This is a genomic window from Cupriavidus sp. DL-D2, from assembly GCF_039710735.1.
In the GTDB taxonomy this organism is placed as follows: domain Bacteria; phylum Pseudomonadota; class Gammaproteobacteria; order Burkholderiales; family Burkholderiaceae; genus Cupriavidus.
In genome coordinates this window covers 88,436-107,025 of sequence record NZ_JBDKXK010000038.1, presented here as the reverse complement: position 1 = coordinate 107,025, position 18,590 = coordinate 88,436, and the positions used below count along the sequence as shown (strand labels likewise).

The following is an 18,590-nucleotide window of genomic DNA, read 5'->3' as shown; positions in this document are numbered from 1 at the left end:
GCTGGAGGCACTGGAATTGCGTAACCTGAAGATGCCGGAACGGATATTTGTGAGGAAGGTTGTGGGATCTTGAATACAGCGGGTAAAAAAGCGGGCGCCCTTCGGCGCCCGGATAGTACAGCCTCACAAATCACTCAGTCGAGCTTGATGCCGACGGTCTTCACCACCTTTTCCCATTTCTGCGAATCCTTGTTCACCATCTGAGAGAACTCGTTCGGCCCCAGCGCGCTGGGTTCCATGCCCTGCTTGGTGATGGTCTCGCGGATGTTGGGTTGCGCGAGTACGGCGGCAATCTCCTGCGCCAGACGATTGACCGTCGGCATGGGCGTGCCGCCCGTGGTAAACACGCCGTACCACGACACCACTTCATAGCCCGGCACGCCGGATTCCGCCACGGTGGGCACGTTCGGCATCGTCGCCACGCGCTTGGCGCTGGTCACGGCCAGGATGCGCACCTTGCCGCTATCCACACCGGCCTTGGCGGACGGCAGGCTCGCAAAGGTCATCTGGGCCTGGCCGGCCATCACGTCCTGCATCGCCGGGGCGTCGCCGCGATACGGGATGTGGGTGATGAAGACTCCAGCCATGCTCTTGAACAGTTCGGCGGACAGGTGCGAGATCGTGCCGTTGCCAGGCGAGGCCACGTTCAGTTCGCCGGGATGGGCCTTGGCATAGGCCAGCAACTCCTGCACGTTCTTGACCGGCAGCGCGGCGTTGACGACCAGCGCGTTGGCGGATTTCGCCACGAGCGACACGGGCTGCACCCCCTTGACCGGGTCGTAGGGCAGCTTGCTGTAGACGGATGGCGCGATGGCTTGTCCGCCTACCGAGCCCAGCAGCAGCACCGAACCATCGGGCTTGGCGCGCGCCATTTCGGCCGTGGCAATAGTGCTGCCGCCGCCGGGCTTGTTCTCCACCACCATCGTCGTCTTGGTGTTGATCTGGAACTGCGTGGCGACGGTGCGTGCGATGGCATCGTTGCCGCCGCCCGGCGCAAAGCCGACCAGCATGCGGATGGGGGCAGGGGGCAGTTCCTGCGACAGGGCCTGCGTGGCAAACAACGCCAGTGCAACAGCGGGAACGATCTTGTAAAACGACATGGTTGATCCTCGATGCAGATTGCAGATAAGTGGGAGAGTCCTCTCGGGGGTGTCGCTGTGCTGGATGGTGGGTGAGATGCCCGGGCGCTGCGTCAGGTCTTGTGCCTGGCTGTCACCGTCCGGGTCTCGCTTCAGTCTCCGTCCTTTATTTTTTGAAACGTACTACGGCTTCGCGCGATGCCTGCGTTTGCGGCAACGTTGCGATCTCGCCAAGCGTCACCGGCTTGGTCGGGAAACGCAGGCGGTAGTAACCAACGTCGCGCGGATGGCGCTGTTGCTCATCGGCGATCAGTTCGGTCACCGTCAGTCCGCAGAACCGGCCCTGGCAGGGGCCCATGCCGCAGCGCAGGAATGCCTTGAGCTGGTTCGGCCCCTGGCAACCCATGCGAGCGGCTTCTCGCACTTGCTCGGCGGTCGCCTCTTCGCAGCGGCAGACGATGGTGTTGCCCACCGGTCGCCGAAATTGCGGCTGCGGGCGATACAACACTTCGAAGAATTCGCGGCCACGCGTAGCGCGGGCGAGGGCGAGCCGATGTGGCGCGGCCTCGCGGTCGCGTGCTGCGCTGTCCAGGCGGCCCAGCGATGCGGCGGCCTGGATGGCGGCGAGTCGACCGCGATGCTCTGCAGCCATCGCACCCGCAATGCCCGCACCATCGCCGGCGATAGTCAGGTGCGGCACCGATGTGGCGCCCCATGCATCGACGGCAGGTTCCCAGCAGTCCTGGCGCTCGTTCCATGCATGTTCCGCACCCACGGCACGAGACAGATTCGTGTTGGGCACCACGCCCTGGTGCAGCAGCAACTGGTCGACGGCCATCGTGCGAGGTTGACCATCGGCCGTGTAGCGCAGTTCGGCTACCTGCCCGTTGGCACCGGCCACAGCTTCGAGCGCCGTCACGCCACTGATGATCGGCACGGCCTTGCGCACCGCGCGCAACATCTTCAAGCCCTTCCCGAGATAGGCCGAGCGCAGGAATCCCCAGGCGTGGGGCAGTGCCTGGAGCCACTGCGTGGAGGCCGTCGTTTCGAGGATCGCGTCGATCTTCACGCCGGCATTGAGGTACTGATAGGCCAGCAAATACAGCAGTGGGCCGCCACCGGCCAGCACCGTGCGGCCTTCGGGCACCACGCCGGATGTCTTCAGCAGGATTTGCGCGGCACCGGCCGTGATCACGCCGGGCAGCGTCCAACCGGGAATCGGGAAGGGGCGCTCCTGCGCACCAGTGGCCAGGATGATGTGGCGGCAGTGAAGCAGTCCCGCTTGCGGATCGGCACTGGCGCCGGTCACCGAGTAAGCCACTTCGAAACCCAGGCCATCGGCTTCTGCATCGCGCGGATTGATCGACCACACCGTGGCCGAAGCCAGGTATTGCGCGCCGCTGCGCTGGAATGGCGTTAGCAAGTCGAGCCCGTGCCAGTAATCGGCACCGAGAATGTTGCGCTCCTGCACTGGCGTCGTGCTGATGGCGCGATAGATCTGGCCACCCGGTGCGGGTTGTTCATCGAGCAGGATCGTGCTCAGTCCCAGTTCGGCGGCACGCGTGGCCGCAGCGAGACCGGCGGGTCCGGCACCGACGACGAGCAGGTCGCATTCGAGCATGTCAGATGTTTCGAGCGGAGGCAGGTTCGTCATGGTCATACGGCCACCTCGCGTGCGCCGAGTTGGCGTTCCACGCGCATGCCATCGCGCACGCGCGTCATGCAGGCTTGCGGGTTGGGACGGCCATCGATGCTGACGAGGCAGTCGTAGCAGACGCCCATCATGCAGAAGGGTCCGCGCGCAGCGCCCGATACGGCGGTGTCGCGACAGGCCGCAACGTTGGCGGCGAACAGGGCGGCGGCGACGGTATCGGTCTCGCGGCATTCCAGCGTGGCGCCGTCCACGGTGACGCGCACCGTGCGGCCGGCGGCCTGCGCGGCGGTGGCGTCAAGTCTTCTGAACATGGAATCTCCGGGTCGAAAAAATGTCCAGCTCCGGCGGCAGCGCGCCAGCGGCGATCATCGGGGCGAGGGTCTCTGCATGGGCGGCGGCCAGCGTCACGCCGCTATGGCAGGTGACGATGAACGCGCCGGGATGGCTGGTGGACTGCTCGTAGACCGGAAAGCCATCCTGTGCGCGTACGCGCAGCGCCGACCACGCTCGCACCGCGCGGACATCACGCAGGGCGGGCAACGTACGCACGGCACGGTCGGCCAGCGTAGCCAGGATCGGCAGCGTGGTGATCTGGTCGGCGTAGCCCGCATCCTCCTGCGAATCGCCAACCAGCCAGCTACCTTCGTCGTTCTGGCGCAGGGTCACCAGTGGTGTATCGAGCAGACGGCGCGTACGTTCGAGCACGAGGATCTGACCGCGCTGCGGCGCCATGGGCAGGTCGATGCCGACCATCGCACCCAGTTCGCCGTTGCGCAAACCCGAGGCCAGCACGATCTTGCGGGCGCGCACCGTGCCATTCGGCGTGCTCAGCGAGAACTCGCCCGATGACGACTGCACGATGGCGGTCACGCCGTGGAAAGGCAGGTACTGGACATCGCCCCGGCTAAACGCCGTATGAAAGGCGCGAAGCAGCTTGAGCGGATTGACGATGCCGTCGTGCGGCGTCCAGATGGCGCCGGTCACGTCTGGGCCGAGTCCGGGCACGAGCGATGCGGCTTGATGATGATCGAGCAGCTTCCACTCGTACGGTTCCACGCCGGGCTGGGCCATGAGTTTTTGGACCCAGGCGAGGCGCGCTTCCACTTCGTAGTCGCCCATCAGGGGCGTCAGGCCGCCTTTCTGTTCGAGCGCCACATCGATGCCGGTTTCCTTCTGCAAACGGTCTGCGAGTCCAGGCCAGAGACGCGTGGAACCAAGCGTCCAGCGGCTGTACGCACCCATGCCGAAGCCCTTGCTCTGCAGCCAGACCAACCCGAAATTGCCCCGCGAGGCACGCAGCGCAACGTCGCCCTCGTCGAGCACGGCGATGGAGCCGACGCGGTCGCGCAGTCCGTAGGCGATGGCCGAGCCGACCAGGCCACCGCCAACTACGGCAACGTCGAAGACCGGCAGGGCGGAAGTGGAGGCGCCGGCCATCAGTTGGACCTCCGGAGAAGGGGGAGCGGGTGAAGCGGGCTTTGGGCCCTGTTATGCGTCATGGGGGGACTCGTCGCAATCGTTCGGACGAGTATGCGGAGCCGCCCCGACTTGCGCAAATACGAGTCTGTCAGGCGTCCATACGAAAACCGTATGGGGGGAGGATCAACACAGGTTTCAGCCCGGCAGCGCGGCGGTTTCCGTGGCGAGGACTTCGATCATCCGCGCGTTGAATCGCTCCACCAGTACGTTGGCAGGCCGGTTGCGCGCCAGCAACAGGTAGCTGACAAACGGAATGCGGGGCGCAAAGGGGCGAATGACGAGGTCGTTGCCATGCATCCGCGCCACGAGCGGGTTGACGATGCCCACCCCCATGCCTAGCGCGACCATCCGGCAGATGGTGGCGCCATAAGGCGTCTCGAAGTGCATGATGCGCCGGTCGTCATCGGCAAACGCGGCGTCGATGGACGCACGCAGGCCGTCGCCATGCGTCATCGAGATAAAGGATTCCCCGGCCAGATCGGCCGGGGTGATCACGTCGAGACCCGCAAGCCGATGCCCGTGCGGCAGCACGCAACAACCCGCCACATCGGCGATGGGCTGGGCTTCGGTCACGGCCGCAGGCGGCAGGTAGGACACCAGGCCGAGGTCGCAATAGCGGCTCCCCACCCAGTCGGCCACCAGTTGCGTGCTGCCGGTTTCCATCGCCACGTAGACATCGGGATGATCGGCGTGAAAGCGCTGCAGCACGGTGGGCAACACCGTCATGGCCAGCGATGGCACCGTGGCAATCCGCAGCCGTCCCTTGCCGAATTGGCGGATATTGCGCGCTGCGTCCTTGAGCGCATTGAGACCAACGAAGGCGCGATCCACTTCGCGCAGGAACGCGAGTCCTTCCTCGGTCGGGGTCAGGCGACCCGCGCTTCGCGTGAACAGCGTCAGGCCGGTGGTAGTTTCGAGCTGCGCAATCAGGCGGCTGACATTCGGTTGCGACGTATAAAGCTCGCTCGCGGCGGCGGTCATGGAGCCCGAGCGCATGACTGCGCGAAAGGCGTCGATTTCCTTGAATTTCATACCGTTTGTGGGGTGGGGGCGTTCGGCAATCGTTCGGCAATGATGGGCCGATGGTATATCAAATCCGTATGGTCACCCGCGATATTGTGATTTGACGGTATGGGCTGCCGATTCCGATACTGGTTTCCATCGCACAAGACGAACAGGAAATCGCCCCATGGAATCGAAAGTCAGCCGTCGCCTGACCCAGCCAACTGCCCCCGAGGTCTGCCAATTCATCTACCAGCCGCGCCTTGACCGGGACTTCGCGCCAGGCTTCCGCTATCTCACGGATATCAACGCGGCGCATTTGCTGATGCTGGACGGCGCCGGGCTGATCCCGTCGGACGTGGCGGCGACACTCGCCCGCGCATTGCACCGTATGACGGAGGAAGGTCCGGAGACCGTGGCACTCGATCCGCAACGCGAGGACGCCTACTTCAACTACGAGGCTCGCCTGATGGAAGTAGCAGGTGCCGATGCAGGCGGACGCCTGCACGTAGCCCGCAGCCGCAACGATATCCTCGCGACGCTCGATCGACTGCGTGCCCGTGACGCCGTGCTCGAACTCTTGTCGACGATGCTCGACACACGCGAAACGATACTGGAGAAGGCCGCCGCCCATGCCGATACCGTGATGCCCGGCTACACGCATCTACAGGCGGCGCAGCCGATCACCTATGGCTATTACCTCTGCGGTATTGGCGAAGCGCTCGGTCGTGACATCGCCCGGCTGCACCGCGCGCTGGAATCGCTCGATGCCTGCCCGCTCGGCGCCGGCGCACTGGCCGGCACGGCGTTTCCGATCGATCGCCATGCCACGGCCCGCTGGCTAGGGTTCTCGCGTCCCGCCCCGAACGCGCTCGACGCCGTGGCCTCGCGCGACTTTGCCTGGGAGATTCTCTCCGCGATCACGATTGCCGCAGTCACCTGGGGCCGCGTCGCGCAAGACCTCTACGTCTGGGCCACGCCGGAATTCGGCCTGATCGATTTCCCCGACAGCGTGGCGGGAACATCGAGCATCATGCCGCAGAAGAAAAACCCGGTTGTTCTCGAATACCTGAAAGGCAAGGGAGGCCACATGCTGGGCCTGCTGACCGGCGCACTCGGCGCGCTGAAAGGCACCCATTTCACGCATTCCGGCGACGGCAACCGCGAAAGCATGCGCGGATTCTGGGACGCTGTGGAAGAAGGCAGGCGCTGCGCCAGCTTGTTGAAACTGGTGCTGGAGCATGCCGAACCGCAGCGCGTGAACATGCTGACAAAGGCGCGGCGCGATTTCTCATCCGCCACCGATCTCGCCGACATGCTCGTGCGTGACGCCGGCATGTCGTTCCGCGAGGCGCATCACGTAGTCGGTGCCGTAGTGCGCGAAGCACTCGATCGACACATCCCCGCCTGCGAAATCGACAGCGACATGGTGGACCGCGCAACGCTCAACGTCACTGGCCGTGCAGTGCGTGTGGAGGCGGAAGCGGTAACGCGCTGCCTCGATCCGGAGCAGGGGGTGGCGGCGCGCTTGTCGGAGGGTGGACCTGCTCCGATGCGGGTGCGCGAGCAGGTGGCGGTACAACGCGATGAACTGGCGCGGGATCGGTGCGCTATCGAAGTCGTGGTGAATCAGGTTGCTGCAGCACGGGAGGCGATGCAGGAGGCAATGGGGGCGCTTGGTGGCAAGTAAATCCGGTGGGAGGCGATTAGGGTCCGATGTACCGGCTGCAATCGGGCATTGGCGAATCCGGCGCATAAACTCCGCGATCGTCTAGCCGGAAGGTGCGTGTGAAGCTGCAGACGGGGTCGATGACGTTGGCGTCGGCGCCTTCGCGTTGATTGGTTGCCTTCGCTGTAGCACTCTCTGTTGGCAAGGGGCTGCCGGAATCCTTCGATGCTTCCGTGTCGTAGACCAGTTGCGGAAAGCCGGATTCCACATTGCGATCCAGTGTCAGTGTCGAAAAAAAGTAATGGTCCGGGCAGGCTTTCTTGCGCCGGTCCTCGGCACTATCCGATTTGCAGTCGGGAAATCTTCGTATGACCGCGCTGGGAAGCGTCAGGATTTCCCGGGACTGGAACGTTGTGCCGCGCCGTGTGATCCGGAAGAGATGCGTTTGCCAGGTGCGATCCCTCTTGTCCCACGTCACGTAAATGTCCGACGTGATGGCGCGCAAGCCCACCACGATGCTGTTGTCCTTGCTGTCTGTGCGAAGGACGGTAGCCCATGGCAAGGCCGACACTGCGCCTTTGCTCGTTGAAGCGGTGGGGAACTTGAACCGATACGTGGCGGGATTCGTCCCCGCATACCGGATCTCGACCCATTGCCATGCTTCGTCGAGATCTGCCTTGGGCGAAACGCGAACGCAGAGTTGCTGGTCTGGTGTACAGCCCTCCAGCAATGGTGCATCGGGTACACCTGAGCTGTTGTCGATCAAGGGCTCCATCCGGTTACCCGCACGATCGGTCTTCACGGCGAACTGAAAGCTCTGCAATTCGGCGATCCGCGCCTGGTAGAGCGCCTCCAGACACGCGACGTCCTGCCCACAGTGGCTCCGCTTCTCCATCCATTGCCACTCGGAGGATGGATCGAGGGCCGGGCCGAATACGCTTTCCGATGCCGCTTTACGAGCTTCGGCCATCTCGCGCTCAAGCTTGGGAAAATCTGCGGCGATGCAGGCTGCCTTTGCAGATTCCGACGGCTGCTTGTTGCAATCGATCCAGGCTGCGTGCGCGCCCAGTGAGAGGATCGAGAGCGCGCAACACGCACACGATAGAAGCAGTATTTTGAAGCGACGACGCATGACGATTTCGAAGGCAGGTTGTGGCACCGGCTGAAATCATAGGTCTATCGTCCGTGCAAGGCGGCCCCATCAGATCAAACAAAAACGCCGCCGCGCTAAAATCCCGCCCATGCATTCCATCCGCAAACGCCCCGCCATCGACGGCCAGCTTGGCTGGTTTGAGACTTCTGCCTCCCGTCACACTTCCATCGGCCAGCGCCTGACAGGTCAGCATCGGTTTGATTTCGCCGTGATTGGTGCCGGATTTACCGGTGTCGCGCTGGTGCGTCGGCTGGCCGAGTTGCATCCGCAGGCGCGTATCGCGTTGGTGGAGGCGCTGGAAGTGGGGCAGGGCGCGTCGGGGCGCAATGCCGGGTTCATCATCGATATTCCGCACAACGTGGATGGTGGCGACGCGGATGCCGCGTCGAGCCGCAAGCTGCATGCGCTGAACATGTTCGCGATTGACCGGCTGCGTGGGCTCAAGGATCGCTTTGGTATCGACTGCGCCTGGCAAGAAGCGGGCAAGTACATGTCGGCGCATGAATCCGCGCATATCGGCGCGCTTGAAACATTTGCGGAAGGGCTGAAGGCCGCGGGATTCTCGTACGAGTTCGTGGAAGGCGCGGCCCTTTCGCAGCGGCTCGGTACCGACTACTACAAGGCGGCGATCTACACGCCGGGCAATGTGCTGGTGAATCCTGCATCGTTGGTGCGAGGATTGGCGGCATCGTTGCCTGAGAACGTCAGTGTTTTCACGGGAAATCCGGTGACGGCTTGCCAGTACGGTGCGCCGCATGTGCTGGCGTTTGCCGATGGCACGCTGCGCGCGGACAAGCTCGTCCTCACAGTGGGCAGCTTCAGCGAGGCATTTGGCCGCGTGCGCAACCGGCTGGCTACGCTGTTTACCTATGCCAGCCTGACCGAGCCCTTGAGCGATGCCGAGCACGCCGCGCATTTTGCCGAGGTGAAACCATGGGGCAGCACCTCCGCGCATCCGGCTGGCACCACGGTGCGTTACACGCCGGATCGCCGCATCTTCGTGCGGAATACGTTCCACTACCGTCCGTCGCTGCATGCGAGCGATGCCGACCTGCGTGCCGCCGCCGCGCATCATCGCCAATCGTTCGAAGCGCGTTTTCCGATGCTGGCGCGCAAGCCATTTGCGTATACATGGGGCGGGTTGATCAGCATGACGCTGAACCACCATTCGGTGTTCCGCCGGGAATCGGACAACCTGTTCAGCGTGGTGGGATGCAACGGGGTGGGCGTGGCCAAGGGCACTTACCTCGGGCATTACATGGCCGAGTTCATGGCTGGCATGCCGAGCGCAGCCATCGATGACATCGCGGCCGGCAGCCATCCCAACTGGATTCCGCCCGAGCCCATTCGGGGGATCGGCGCGGCCATGCGGTTGCGGCGCGAACTGGCGGGGGCAGGCGGAGAGGTCTGATACCTGTCTGCGATCCGTCTGACATCGACTCGGAAATCAGCGGATGGCGTCGGGGCAACGGTTGGATTTCGCCGGTTGGCTCGCAATCTTTTGATCACGCAGATCGCGTCTTTTTTAGGATTTGTGTGATAGAAAACACGTCGCTTGCCGGGTAGCTTTCTTGCTGCCTCGCGAGCCATGAAACAGCTTTGCTGGTCTCGCGGTTGTGTTCAACCCGAGACGTGTCTTTCATGGTATCGCGCGACCAGTACTCCTTTTTTGCGGCGCGTCGCCGCACGGTAAGCCTCGTAAGCCGGGCATTGCCGCAGCTTCCCATCGATGATCCTTGTCTAACCTTTGTTCACCTGGAGGGTGAAGAAGCACTCGGGGCGGAGTACGCCTACGACATCTCCGCGCGTTCCCCGGACAATCCATTGGCGCTAGCGGCTGCCAGCAGCTTGAATTTGCAGGCGCTCGTTGGTACGGAACTGGGCGTCGCTATTGAGCTGGACGGGATTGGAACCGGGCTGTCAGGCGGGATAGGCGCGGGAACGCGCCACTTGAGTGGCGTCGTCACGCAAGCACGACGCGTCCACAGTGACGAGCGTCACATCACCTATCAGTTTCGTATCGAGCCGTGGCTGGTGATAGCCAAACGCGCCAGTCACTATCGGCGTTTTCACGGCAGTACCGCACCGCAGATTATCGAAGCAGTGCTGTCGGACTACATCTTTCCGGTGGAGTACCGTCTCTCCGAGATCTATCCCGTTCGCGACTATCAGTGCCAATACGGCGAGACCGACTACGACTTTGTGGTCCGGCTGATGCAGGAATGGGGAATCACGCACTATTGGGAGCACGGTCTCGACCGTCACCGGCTGGTACTGGTCGATGGCATGGGCGCTTTTCGGCGGAATGACAGCGCTGCCTACCACACGCTACGCATGTACCCACCGGGTGTGCGTATCGATGAAGAACATCTGAACCGATTCGCGCTGACGGAGACGCTGCGATCCGGCGAGTGGGTAACGAGCGACTATGACTTTACGCGTCCCAAGGCCGATCTGACCACGCGCGATGGCGCCCCGCGTGACACGTCGCGCGCCAGCTATCCGCGCTATGAATGGCCCGGCGATTATCTGAACGCTGGCGATGAAGATGGTGGGATGCGCGCCCGGATGCGCATGCAGGCGCAGCGCTGTCTTGGGCAGCGAGCCAATGCCTGCGGCAATCTGCGAGGCGTCACCACCGGTACGACGTTCCTGCTGGCGGGTCATCCGATGGACAGTCATAACGGCGAATACCTTGTGACCCGAAGCCGCACCGAATTACGTGAAACGGGCGAAGAATCCGGTGCTGCCGATTCGTGGCTGTGTCATGTCGAGTTCGAGGTGCAGCGCACGTCCGAGGTGTTCCGGCCTCAACGCACCCTTGAAAAGCCGCGCGCAAGAGGGCCGGTGCCAGCTACCGTGGTCGGACCCGAGTCGGCGGCGGAACATTGGACCGACCAGTACGGACGGATCAAGGTGCAATTCCCGTGGGACCGTGTGGGAACGTTCGATGCCGATTCGTCGCCCTGGATGCGGGTCAACTACTCGAATGCCGGGAATGGTTTCGGCGCCGTGGAAGTGCCGCGCATCGGTCAGGAGGTCATGGTTGCCTTCTATAGCGACGATCCGGATCGTCCCGTGGTGGTGGGTCGCGCCTACAACGCACTCAATATGCCGCCGTGGGAGCTGCCCAACGAGGCGGTGCTATCCGGCATGCGCTCGAAGGAAGTCGGCGGTAGCCGCGCTGGTCATCTGCTATTCGACGACACGCAGCAGCGCATTCAGACGCAACTCTCCTCGGACCACCTGCTGTCGCAAATCAATCTGGGGCATATCCGCCGTGTCTCTGATCAGAGCGGAAGGCAGGAAAAGCGCGGCGAAGGGCTGGAAGCCCGCACCGACGGTCATGCCGCAGTGCGGGCGGCGCTTGGCCTGTTGCTGACAACTTTCTCGCGCGCCCAAGCAGAGGGCGAGATGATGAACGTGCGGGATATCGTTCATCAGATGCAGCAGGCACTGGATGTGACAACGACACTCGCAGAGAGCGCTGACGCCGCGCAGGCACAAGCCGGCGAGCAGCAGGACATCGCAAGGACGCTCAAGCAGCAAATTGCCGAGATCGAAGGCGGCGGCGAGCTTCAGGATTTCAGCGTTCCGCATGTCGTTGCAGCCAGCCCGGCAGGGGTCGTTTGCACCGCTGGCACATCTACCCACATTCATAGCGCTGACCACACGCAACTTACGACGGGTAAGCACCTGTCGGTCAGTACCGGCAAGAGCCTGTTCGCCAGTGTTGCGGACACCGTGCGCGTAATGGTGCACCGAGGCGGAATGAAATGGTTCGCCCGGCGAGGCAAGGTTCAGATCCAGGCACAGGATGACGCCATCGAGTTGATCGCAAGAAAGGTGATTCAAATCACGTCCACAGACGACTGGGTGGAGGTGATGGCGCGCAAGGGCATTCGCCTGCATGTCCAGGGCACCGAGATCTGCATTACCCAGGAAGGCATCCAGAACATCATCACGGGTCAGTGGATTGTCTTTGCGGCGGATAGGGATTGGGAGGGGCCCAAAAAAGCGGCCGGCGAACTGCCGACCTTGCCAGTGACAGGCAAGCATCAAGAGTACGTCGTGCTGCGTGATGCGGATACCGGCAAACCGCTGGCGAACTACCCGTATCAGATCACCACGCCGGATGGCGCCACATTGACTGGCAGATCGGACGCCGCGGGAAAAACGAGCGTCGTCCGTACCGATGATCCGCAGCCCGTGCGTGCAGAGCCGTTACCCAATCCGGATCTGCTGGAGATCGTCGAGGGTTGCTATTGGGATCAGGGCACTGCCCATCCGCTGGATTTTGTGAAACCCAGAAAGACTATCTGAACCTCCTATGGCGAAACAACCGAAGAAAACCGGAGAGCCTGCCCTTCCCGGCATCAATACGACGACGAAACCGAAAGCGCAGGGAGAAATCCTGCCGGTCACTGACCCAATTGACCTTTGGTATCTGTGCGAGAAGTGCAGCTATGCGCAGCAACACCCGTTACGCAACAAGAACGGCGTGGCGATGTATCAACGGTCCGTCACGCGATGGGTGCGCAAGGATGCCAGGAATTTCGATTTCCGCTTCCCGTATCACGGCGAGGTCGGCTTCGACATGACCCAATCGCCACCGAGGGCGATCATGAGCAAGACCGAAAGCTGGAGACCATCGATGTTTCCGCTATCGCGCTATTCGGAAATCCGGCGCGGCTATCTGCCCTTGAACGGTATCGACGTGCCGACCGAGTTTCGGACTGAAGAGGCACTGGTATCGAAGGACGAACTGGAGCGGACGCTGGACCCGAGAATCCGAGAGGGGAAGATGGTGAGGGTCAATGGCATGTCTCAACCGCTTCTGCGCATTCCGGATGTGCTGCGGGTCAAGGACGTCAATAGGACAGGCGCTGAAAAGTATCGACAGGACAATCTCGAGTTCGTCATCGAGATCAAGTTTCCAGGCGATCGATTCAGGGAAGGCCAATTGAGGGCCTACCGGCAAATTGCAGGCCCAAAGCATGCCACCACCCTGCGACTGCTCGATCCCCGCGTCTGCTCAATGCGGCGGCGTAAGGCGCGTGACTGGATTCGAACCAGCCAGCGCGAGCCCGTCTACAAGCCGCTGTCCAGAGTCATGGAACAGGTCGAGCAGCGGCGCAATAGCCTGGCATTTATCCCGGAATACCAATTGCTGATCGACGCAATTGACCGGGAGCACGAGGAAGTTCGGCGCATTCTGACGCCAGCGCCCATGCCAGCCGATACACCGGTCATAAAACCCATCTATCCCATTCCGTCATATGAGTTGGACCGGCGCGAGCGACAGTTCAGAAAACAGATGGAGATGACGCTTGCTGCGCCATTTATGGTCGCCGGGGCCATGACGTTTGCTGTGGGCGCGACGGGATTGCTGGCGGCCGACGCGCAGATCGGCCTTGCCCTGGGTGCGGCGCGCAACGCGGCTGGTCAGGCCGCCAGGATCATTCCATTCCCACGTGTGTTGCGGCCCATAGCGGCCGGCAGCGCCGCAGCCGCTGCCACGGAAAAGCTGGCGGCGCAGGTACAGCGCAACCGATCGGCGCGGGAGACGGAACGTGAAGTACAGGTGCAGTACCTGTACTGGCCGGACTAAACGGAAAACGAGGAGCTGAATATCATGGATTTTTTCGAACAATTCGACGATGCAAGCTGGGAGTTCACCATCGGGGATCACCATGAACCCGAGAAAAACGTGCTCCAGGTGGGGCTGGTGGGGGTGTTCTTTATCGAGATGGGGCAGTCGCTCGCCGACAAGCGGTACGGCATGCGACACGTCATCGAGCGGTACTGCCAGTTGTACGGGGATAACCTGCGCTGGGGCATCGTCCACGATAGCAACAGTAATACCTCGTATGACTACGAGGGGCAACGCGAAGCGGCCGACTATCTGGACATCGTGACGCAGCAAATGGATGCCGCCATGATGTTGAAGTGGATGTCAGGACCCGGTGATTCTTATGCCGATAGTGAACTCATTTCGGTTTATTCGGATGCGGACTGGTATCAAAAAGTGCATCGAACCATGTCGAGCATCTGCTTCTTCCTGCCGATTGAACGGCTCAAGGGCGGTGGCAAGTCGACATTCGAGCGCTTCCTGACCGAGATCTGCGATGCCGTGCAGCCCTTGCATGGCTATGCCGGGCTGGGAGTACAAGGCAGCAACGAACAGTACAACTATCAGCATTTGGAGTTTGGCATCGCCCGTGATTTTCTCGGTCTGGATGCGGCTCCGCGTATGTCGTTCCTGCTGGCCGAAGAGTTTCTGAAGGCGGGCTTCAAGACGATCAACTGGTACACCTTCCTCGACAAGAAGTGGGTCGATCAACTGGGTGGCGTGGAACAACTCCGCTCTCAACTGGACGATCCGCGCATTGTCTTTCTGCCCAATCGGCACGGCCTGGGCATCCGCGCGGGTGACTGGCCGGAACTCGGGTGGGTCCAGCGCAATCCGTATCCAGAGTTGTATGTCAAGGTCAATGGCGCACTCGAACCGGTGCGCGCGCCGGAGGTCGGTGGCTTCGCGTTTGGTTCAATCGGGGGAGAAACGCGCTTTACACATGAGACCAGCAATCTCTGGATGCGTCGTTTCGATGCGCCGGGCATCTGGCCGCCGCCCTGGTTGCAGTCTGGTAGCGACGCGTCACAAGTGCCGGCGGTTCTCGCCGCGGTGCCAACGCCGTCAGAGGAATCTGATACTGACTCGGCAAATCAGGAGAGGGTGCTGCCGGTTCATGCCGGTCAACCGTGTCCGCGCACGGGATGGTGGTTGGCCCGTGCCCTGTCGGCCAGGAGGGAGTTTGTAGAGGTCGGAGAGGTCATGCCGGGACCGGCAGCCAGCGCGGGGGGCAATCAGGTGATCTGGTACTGGTTGGGTATGACCCAGCAGAACTAGGACAACGAGCAGGATACAAGTGGCGAGGTTTGACGTTTCTCAGCAATCCCGCCAGCGTCCGGGCCGGATTCCCCGGGATTCCTTTGAAGCAGCGCAAAAACTGCGCATGACGCCGCAGAATCTCACTGTTTTTTGGCAGGCGGATTGAATACCATCGGGACCTTTCGTGGCAGGGGCGGTTCGCCTCTTCCTACGCATTGCCCATACCCAGCACCGAAGGAGTCCCCTTGCACCACGCCACATCTCCGGCCATCGCCCCTGAACCTGCGCCTGCCCGCGTGACATCCCATTCATGGCGTGTGATTGCCGCGGCTTCCATCGGCAATGCGCTGGAATGGTTCGATCTGGTGGTCTACGGTTTCTTTGCTGTCACCATTGCCACGCTGTTTTTTCCGGCGGAGAGCGACACCGTTTCCTTGTTGATGACGCTTGGCACGTTCGGTGTGTCGTTCTTCATGCGTCCGCTCGGTGCTGTCGTGCTTGGTGTGTATGCCGACAAGGCGGGGCGCAAGGCAGCCCTCACGTTGTCGATCCTGCTGATGATGGTGGGTACGCTGATGATCGCGGTGATGCCGACGTATGCCTCGATTGGTGTGCTGGCGCCGGTGGGCATCGTGATCGCACGCATGATCCAGGGCTTCTCTGCAGGCGGCGAGTTTGGTAGTGCCACGGCCTTTCTGGCCGAGCATGGCGCGTCGCGACGCGGCTTCTTCTCAAGCTGGCAGGCGTCCAGCCAGGGACTGACCACGGTGCTGGCCGCATGCTTTGGCGCGTTCCTGACTTCGGCACTCACAGCCGAGCAGATGCTCGATTGGGGTTGGCGGATTCCGTTTTTCTTTGGCCTGCTGATTGGTCCGGTGGCGTTCTATATCCGCAGGAACATCGACGAAACGCCTGAGTTCCTGGCCACGGAAACCTCGCAGCGTCCGTTGTCCGATACCTTCTCCAACCAACCGGAGCGTCTGCTGCTGGCGATAGGCGCGGTGGTGGTCGGCACGGTGGCGTCGTACCTGATTCTCTATATGCCGACTTACGCGGTGAAGCAGCTTGGCATCCCGCCCTCGGCGGCATTTGCCGCGACCATCGCCACGGGCGTGGTGCAAATGATTGGCGCGCCCATCTTCGGTCATTGGTCGGATCGCGTGGGCCGCACCGGCATCATGCTCGGCGCGGCGCTGTTGTTCCTGGTGCTGGCGTATCCGGCCTATGCGCTGCTGGCGGCATATCCGACGTTCGGCATGATGATCGGCGTGCAACTGTGCATCGGCGCCATCATCAGCGCGTATTTCGGCGTACTGCCGGCGCTGCTGACCGAGTTGTTCCCCACGGCGACGCGTACCACAGGGATGTCCCTCGGCTATAACATCGCGGCCACGCTGTTCGGTGGTTTCGCACCATTCATCGTGACCGGGCTGATCAGCGTAACCGGCAACCCGCTCGCCCCAAGCTTCTACCTGAGCGCCGCCGCAGCCATCAGCGTTGCAACCTTGCTCTTGATCAGGCAGCTCGGCTTGCGCTAGTTGGTGCGCAACCTGCACCAGCGTCGGGCCGCGCGCTGCGGCGGTGCATCAAAGCCGGCGCGATGCGTGAGTTCGATGTCATGTAAAAAACCTCCAGTACTGCTGGAGGTTTTTTATTTAGTGGGTTGATTTTCAAGGAGATTTGCTTTCCTTGGCTGTTCGTGACGGACGGCGAATGTTCCATGGCACAGCCTTTGCTGTACTCGCACAAACCATCTTGTATTCAAGATTGGATGCGAGTCGAACATTCACGAGGAAATGCCCATGTCCAAGCTGCCCCCTTTCCGTTCCGAGGTTTCCGCCACGCGCCGACGCCTGCTCAAGACGTCTGTCGCCGCTGCCGCTGCACTGTCCGCACCGGCCATCGTCCGCGCACAGGGCACCCCGAAACTGCGCGTCGGATTCTGGCCCGTGGCGTCGGCATTGCCGTTCTTCGCAGCCATCGAAAAGGGCTATTTCAAGGAAGCCGGGCTCGATGTGGAACCGCTCAAGTTCGCCAGCGCGCAACAGGTGATCGAGGCGATGATCGCTGGCCGTTGCGACGGTAGCGCCAATGGCACCGCCTCGGCGGCGCTGGCACTGGGCGAGATCGCGCAACCGGGCCTGCTCAAGATTTTCTGCACGAACCCCACCAACGCCAAGTTCGTGCTCGAAGAGTTCATCGTGGCCAAGGACAGCCCGATCAAGTCCGTGGCCGAGTTCAAGGGCAAGCGCGTGGCGTGCGGCCCCGGCGTGCAGAACGTGGTGCTCGCCAAGACCATGCTGGAACGCGCGGGAGCAGGGCAGATGAGCGTGACCGAACTGCCGATCGGTCAGCACGTGGCGGCACTGGCCGCTGGCCAGGTCGATGGCATCTACACGCTGGAGCCCACCGGCACGGTGGGGCGCCTCAAGGGCGTGACGCGCACGCTGGAAGCCGGCGTGGTGGCGCGCTACATCCTCGGTGACCCGATGGCGCCGTGGCATGGCGGCTCGGCCAGCCTGACGGCCGAATTCCTCGCCAAGCAGCCCGATGTCGCCAAGCGCTACATGGCGGCCTATCGGCGCGGTGTGAACCTCGTGAAGCAGCAGCCGCAGGAGGCACGCCCCTTCCTCAAGGGTTACACGGCCATCGAAGGTCCGCTCACGACCGAGGTGCCGATGTCCGATTACCTGTTCTACGACGAGTTCAAGGCCAGCGACGTCGCCTACTTCCAGCAGTTCTACAACCTGTTCTCGGACAAGGGCATCTTCTCGCGCAAGGTGGATGTCAGCACCATGCTCTACAAGGGGTAAGTCATGTCCGAAGCCTCCACTTCCAAGGTGCCCGCTGCGGGCATCGCCCAGCAGCCGTGGTCGCCGCCGGCGTCAGCCGATGCCGCACCGCGCCGGCCTTTCACGGATCGTTTGCTTCCCGCTGTGGGCCCGCTGGTGTTGCTGATCATCTGGGATGCCGTGGTGCGTCTGGGCTGGATCAAGGCCATTCTGCTGCCGAGTCCTGCTGACACGATTGCCGCGTTGATGACCGGCCTGGCCGGTGGTCCGCTGCTGACCGATTTTGTGGTCACGGTGTCGCGCACGTTGCAGGCGTTTGCGATTGCCGCCGTGATTGGCATGCCGCTGGGCGTGCTGCTGGGCAGCAATGAACGCGCCTATCGCAGCGTGGAGTTCGTGATCGATTTCTTCCGATCCACGCCGTCGTCCGCGCTGATTCCGCTGTTCCTGCTGATCTTCGGTGTCAGCGATATCAACAAGATTGCCATTGCAGCATTCGGCGCCATGCTGATCGTGGTGTTCAACAGTGCCTACGGTGTCATCAACGCCCGCAAGCAGCGCGTCATGGCGGCGCGTGTCATGGGCGCCTCGCGCTGGCGCGTGTTCCGCGACGTGCTGATCTGGGAAAGCCTGCAGCCGAGCTTTGTGGGTTTGCGTTCGGCGGTGTCGATGGCACTGGTGATCGTCATCGTGGCCGAGATGTTCATCGGCTCGGAGAACGGTCTGGGCCACGCCATCATCGACGCGCAGCAGGTGCTGAACGTCAAGACGATGTACGCCGCGATTCTGGCCGCAGGTGCGCTGGGCTATCTGCTCAATATCGTGTTTCTTGTTGTGGAACGACGCATCGTCCATTGGAGCGGGAGGTAA

General features: G+C 62.3%; 14 protein-coding genes. 8 read left to right on the top strand and 6 right to left on the bottom strand.

What is annotated here, in order from left to right:
* Nucleotides 1-134: 134 nt before the first annotated feature.
* From ABDB81_RS19995 to ABDB81_RS19975, 5 genes are all read right to left on the bottom strand, one after another.
* A complete protein-coding gene (locus tag ABDB81_RS19995) occupies nt 135-1,100 on the bottom strand; it encodes a tripartite tricarboxylate transporter substrate binding protein (RefSeq protein ID WP_249359405.1) in 966 nt (321 codons plus the stop codon).
* Nucleotides 1,101-1,245: 145 nt separating this feature from the next.
* The gene (locus ABDB81_RS19990) at nt 1,246-2,739 is read right to left on the bottom strand and encodes an NAD(P)/FAD-dependent oxidoreductase (RefSeq protein WP_346813078.1); all 1,494 of its coding nucleotides are present in this window, start codon (nt 2,737-2,739) and stop codon (nt 1,246-1,248) included.
* On the bottom strand, nt 2,736-3,044 hold the full coding sequence (locus ABDB81_RS19985) for a (2Fe-2S)-binding protein (protein WP_346813075.1): 309 nt from the start codon (nt 3,042-3,044) through the stop codon (nt 2,736-2,738). Before ABDB81_RS19985 ends, ABDB81_RS19990 begins: the two co-directional genes overlap by 4 nt.
* The gene (locus ABDB81_RS19980) at nt 3,028-4,170 is read right to left on the bottom strand and encodes an FAD-binding oxidoreductase (RefSeq protein WP_346813072.1); all 1,143 of its coding nucleotides are present in this window, start codon (nt 4,168-4,170) and stop codon (nt 3,028-3,030) included. Before ABDB81_RS19980 ends, ABDB81_RS19985 begins: the two co-directional genes overlap by 17 nt.
* 177 nt (nt 4,171-4,347) lie before the next feature.
* Nucleotides 4,348-5,244 (bottom strand): LysR substrate-binding domain-containing protein, encoded by an 897-nt coding sequence (locus ABDB81_RS19975; RefSeq protein ID WP_346813069.1) that lies wholly within the window; start codon nt 5,242-5,244, stop codon nt 4,348-4,350.
* Between the two features lie 157 nt (nt 5,245-5,401).
* On the opposite strand from ABDB81_RS19975, the gene argH reads away from it, so the two are divergent.
* Entirely contained in the window at nt 5,402-6,904 is a 1,503-nt protein-coding gene (gene argH / locus ABDB81_RS19970; RefSeq protein ID WP_346813065.1) for an argininosuccinate lyase, read from the top strand.
* 16 nt (nt 6,905-6,920) lie between these two features.
* On the opposite strand, the gene ABDB81_RS19965 is transcribed toward argH, so the two are convergent.
* Nucleotides 6,921-8,015 carry a hypothetical protein gene (locus ABDB81_RS19965; RefSeq protein ID WP_346813062.1) on the bottom strand — a complete coding sequence of 365 codons (1,095 nt, stop codon included), beginning with the start codon at nt 8,013-8,015 and terminating at the stop codon, nt 6,921-6,923.
* Between the two features lie 109 nt (nt 8,016-8,124).
* Between ABDB81_RS19965 and ABDB81_RS19960 the strand changes: the two genes are divergently transcribed.
* The 7 genes from ABDB81_RS19960 (at nt 8,125) to ABDB81_RS19930 (ending at nt 18,590) form a co-directional block, all read left to right on the top strand.
* Complete coding sequence (locus tag ABDB81_RS19960) at nt 8,125-9,447, top strand: FAD-binding oxidoreductase (RefSeq protein WP_346813059.1); 1,323 nt, start codon at nt 8,125-8,127, stop codon at nt 9,445-9,447.
* A 230-nt stretch (nt 9,448-9,677) separates the two neighbouring features.
* The gene (gene tssI / locus ABDB81_RS19955) at nt 9,678-12,359 is read left to right on the top strand and encodes a type VI secretion system tip protein TssI/VgrG (protein WP_346813058.1); all 2,682 of its coding nucleotides are present in this window, start codon (nt 9,678-9,680) and stop codon (nt 12,357-12,359) included.
* A 7-nt stretch (nt 12,360-12,366) separates the two neighbouring features.
* Nucleotides 12,367-13,647, top strand: coding sequence for a hypothetical protein (locus ABDB81_RS19950; protein WP_137925563.1), 1,281 nt, complete (start codon nt 12,367-12,369; stop codon nt 13,645-13,647).
* Between the two features lie 24 nt (nt 13,648-13,671).
* Nucleotides 13,672-14,946: a type VI immunity family protein gene (locus tag ABDB81_RS19945; RefSeq protein WP_346813054.1), complete on the top strand. Its 1,275-nt coding sequence runs from the start codon at nt 13,672-13,674 to the stop codon at nt 14,944-14,946.
* Nucleotides 14,947-15,197: 251 nt separating this feature from the next.
* Entirely contained in the window at nt 15,198-16,466 is a 1,269-nt protein-coding gene (locus ABDB81_RS19940; protein ID WP_346813099.1) for an MFS transporter, read from the top strand.
* Nucleotides 16,467-16,730: 264 nt separating this feature from the next.
* Nucleotides 16,731-17,741 (top strand): ABC transporter substrate-binding protein, encoded by a 1,011-nt coding sequence (locus tag ABDB81_RS19935; protein WP_160473828.1) that lies wholly within the window; start codon nt 16,731-16,733, stop codon nt 17,739-17,741.
* 3 nt (nt 17,742-17,744) lie between these two features.
* A complete protein-coding gene (locus ABDB81_RS19930; protein WP_346813050.1) occupies nt 17,745-18,590 on the top strand; it encodes an ABC transporter permease in 846 nt (281 codons plus the stop codon).

Excerpts from the sequence above, each read along its gene's own strand:
- ABDB81_RS19945 (WP_346813054.1), top strand. The coding sequence starts at position 13,672 with ATGGATTTTTTCGAACAATTCGACGATGCAAGCTGGGAGTTCACCATC.
- ABDB81_RS19930 (WP_346813050.1), top strand. The coding sequence starts at position 17,745 with ATGTCCGAAGCCTCCACTTCCAAGGTGCCCGCTGCGGGCATCGCCCAG.
- ABDB81_RS19990 (WP_346813078.1), bottom strand. The coding sequence starts at position 2,739 with ATGACCATGACGAACCTGCCTCCGCTCGAAACATCTGACATGCTCGAA.
- tssI (WP_346813058.1), top strand. The coding sequence starts at position 9,678 with ATGGTATCGCGCGACCAGTACTCCTTTTTTGCGGCGCGTCGCCGCACG.
- ABDB81_RS19965 (WP_346813062.1), bottom strand. The coding sequence starts at position 8,015 with ATGCGTCGTCGCTTCAAAATACTGCTTCTATCGTGTGCGTGTTGCGCG.
- ABDB81_RS19950 (WP_137925563.1), top strand. The coding sequence starts at position 12,367 with ATGGCGAAACAACCGAAGAAAACCGGAGAGCCTGCCCTTCCCGGCATC.
- argH (WP_346813065.1), top strand. The coding sequence starts at position 5,402 with ATGGAATCGAAAGTCAGCCGTCGCCTGACCCAGCCAACTGCCCCCGAG.
- ABDB81_RS19935 (WP_160473828.1), top strand. The coding sequence starts at position 16,731 with ATGTCCAAGCTGCCCCCTTTCCGTTCCGAGGTTTCCGCCACGCGCCGA.
- ABDB81_RS19985 (WP_346813075.1), bottom strand. The coding sequence starts at position 3,044 with ATGTTCAGAAGACTTGACGCCACCGCCGCGCAGGCCGCCGGCCGCACG.
- ABDB81_RS19975 (WP_346813069.1), bottom strand. The coding sequence starts at position 5,244 with ATGAAATTCAAGGAAATCGACGCCTTTCGCGCAGTCATGCGCTCGGGC.
- ABDB81_RS19995 (WP_249359405.1), bottom strand. The coding sequence starts at position 1,100 with ATGTCGTTTTACAAGATCGTTCCCGCTGTTGCACTGGCGTTGTTTGCC.
- ABDB81_RS19960 (WP_346813059.1), top strand. The coding sequence starts at position 8,125 with ATGCATTCCATCCGCAAACGCCCCGCCATCGACGGCCAGCTTGGCTGG.
- ABDB81_RS19980 (WP_346813072.1), bottom strand. The coding sequence starts at position 4,170 with ATGGCCGGCGCCTCCACTTCCGCCCTGCCGGTCTTCGACGTTGCCGTA.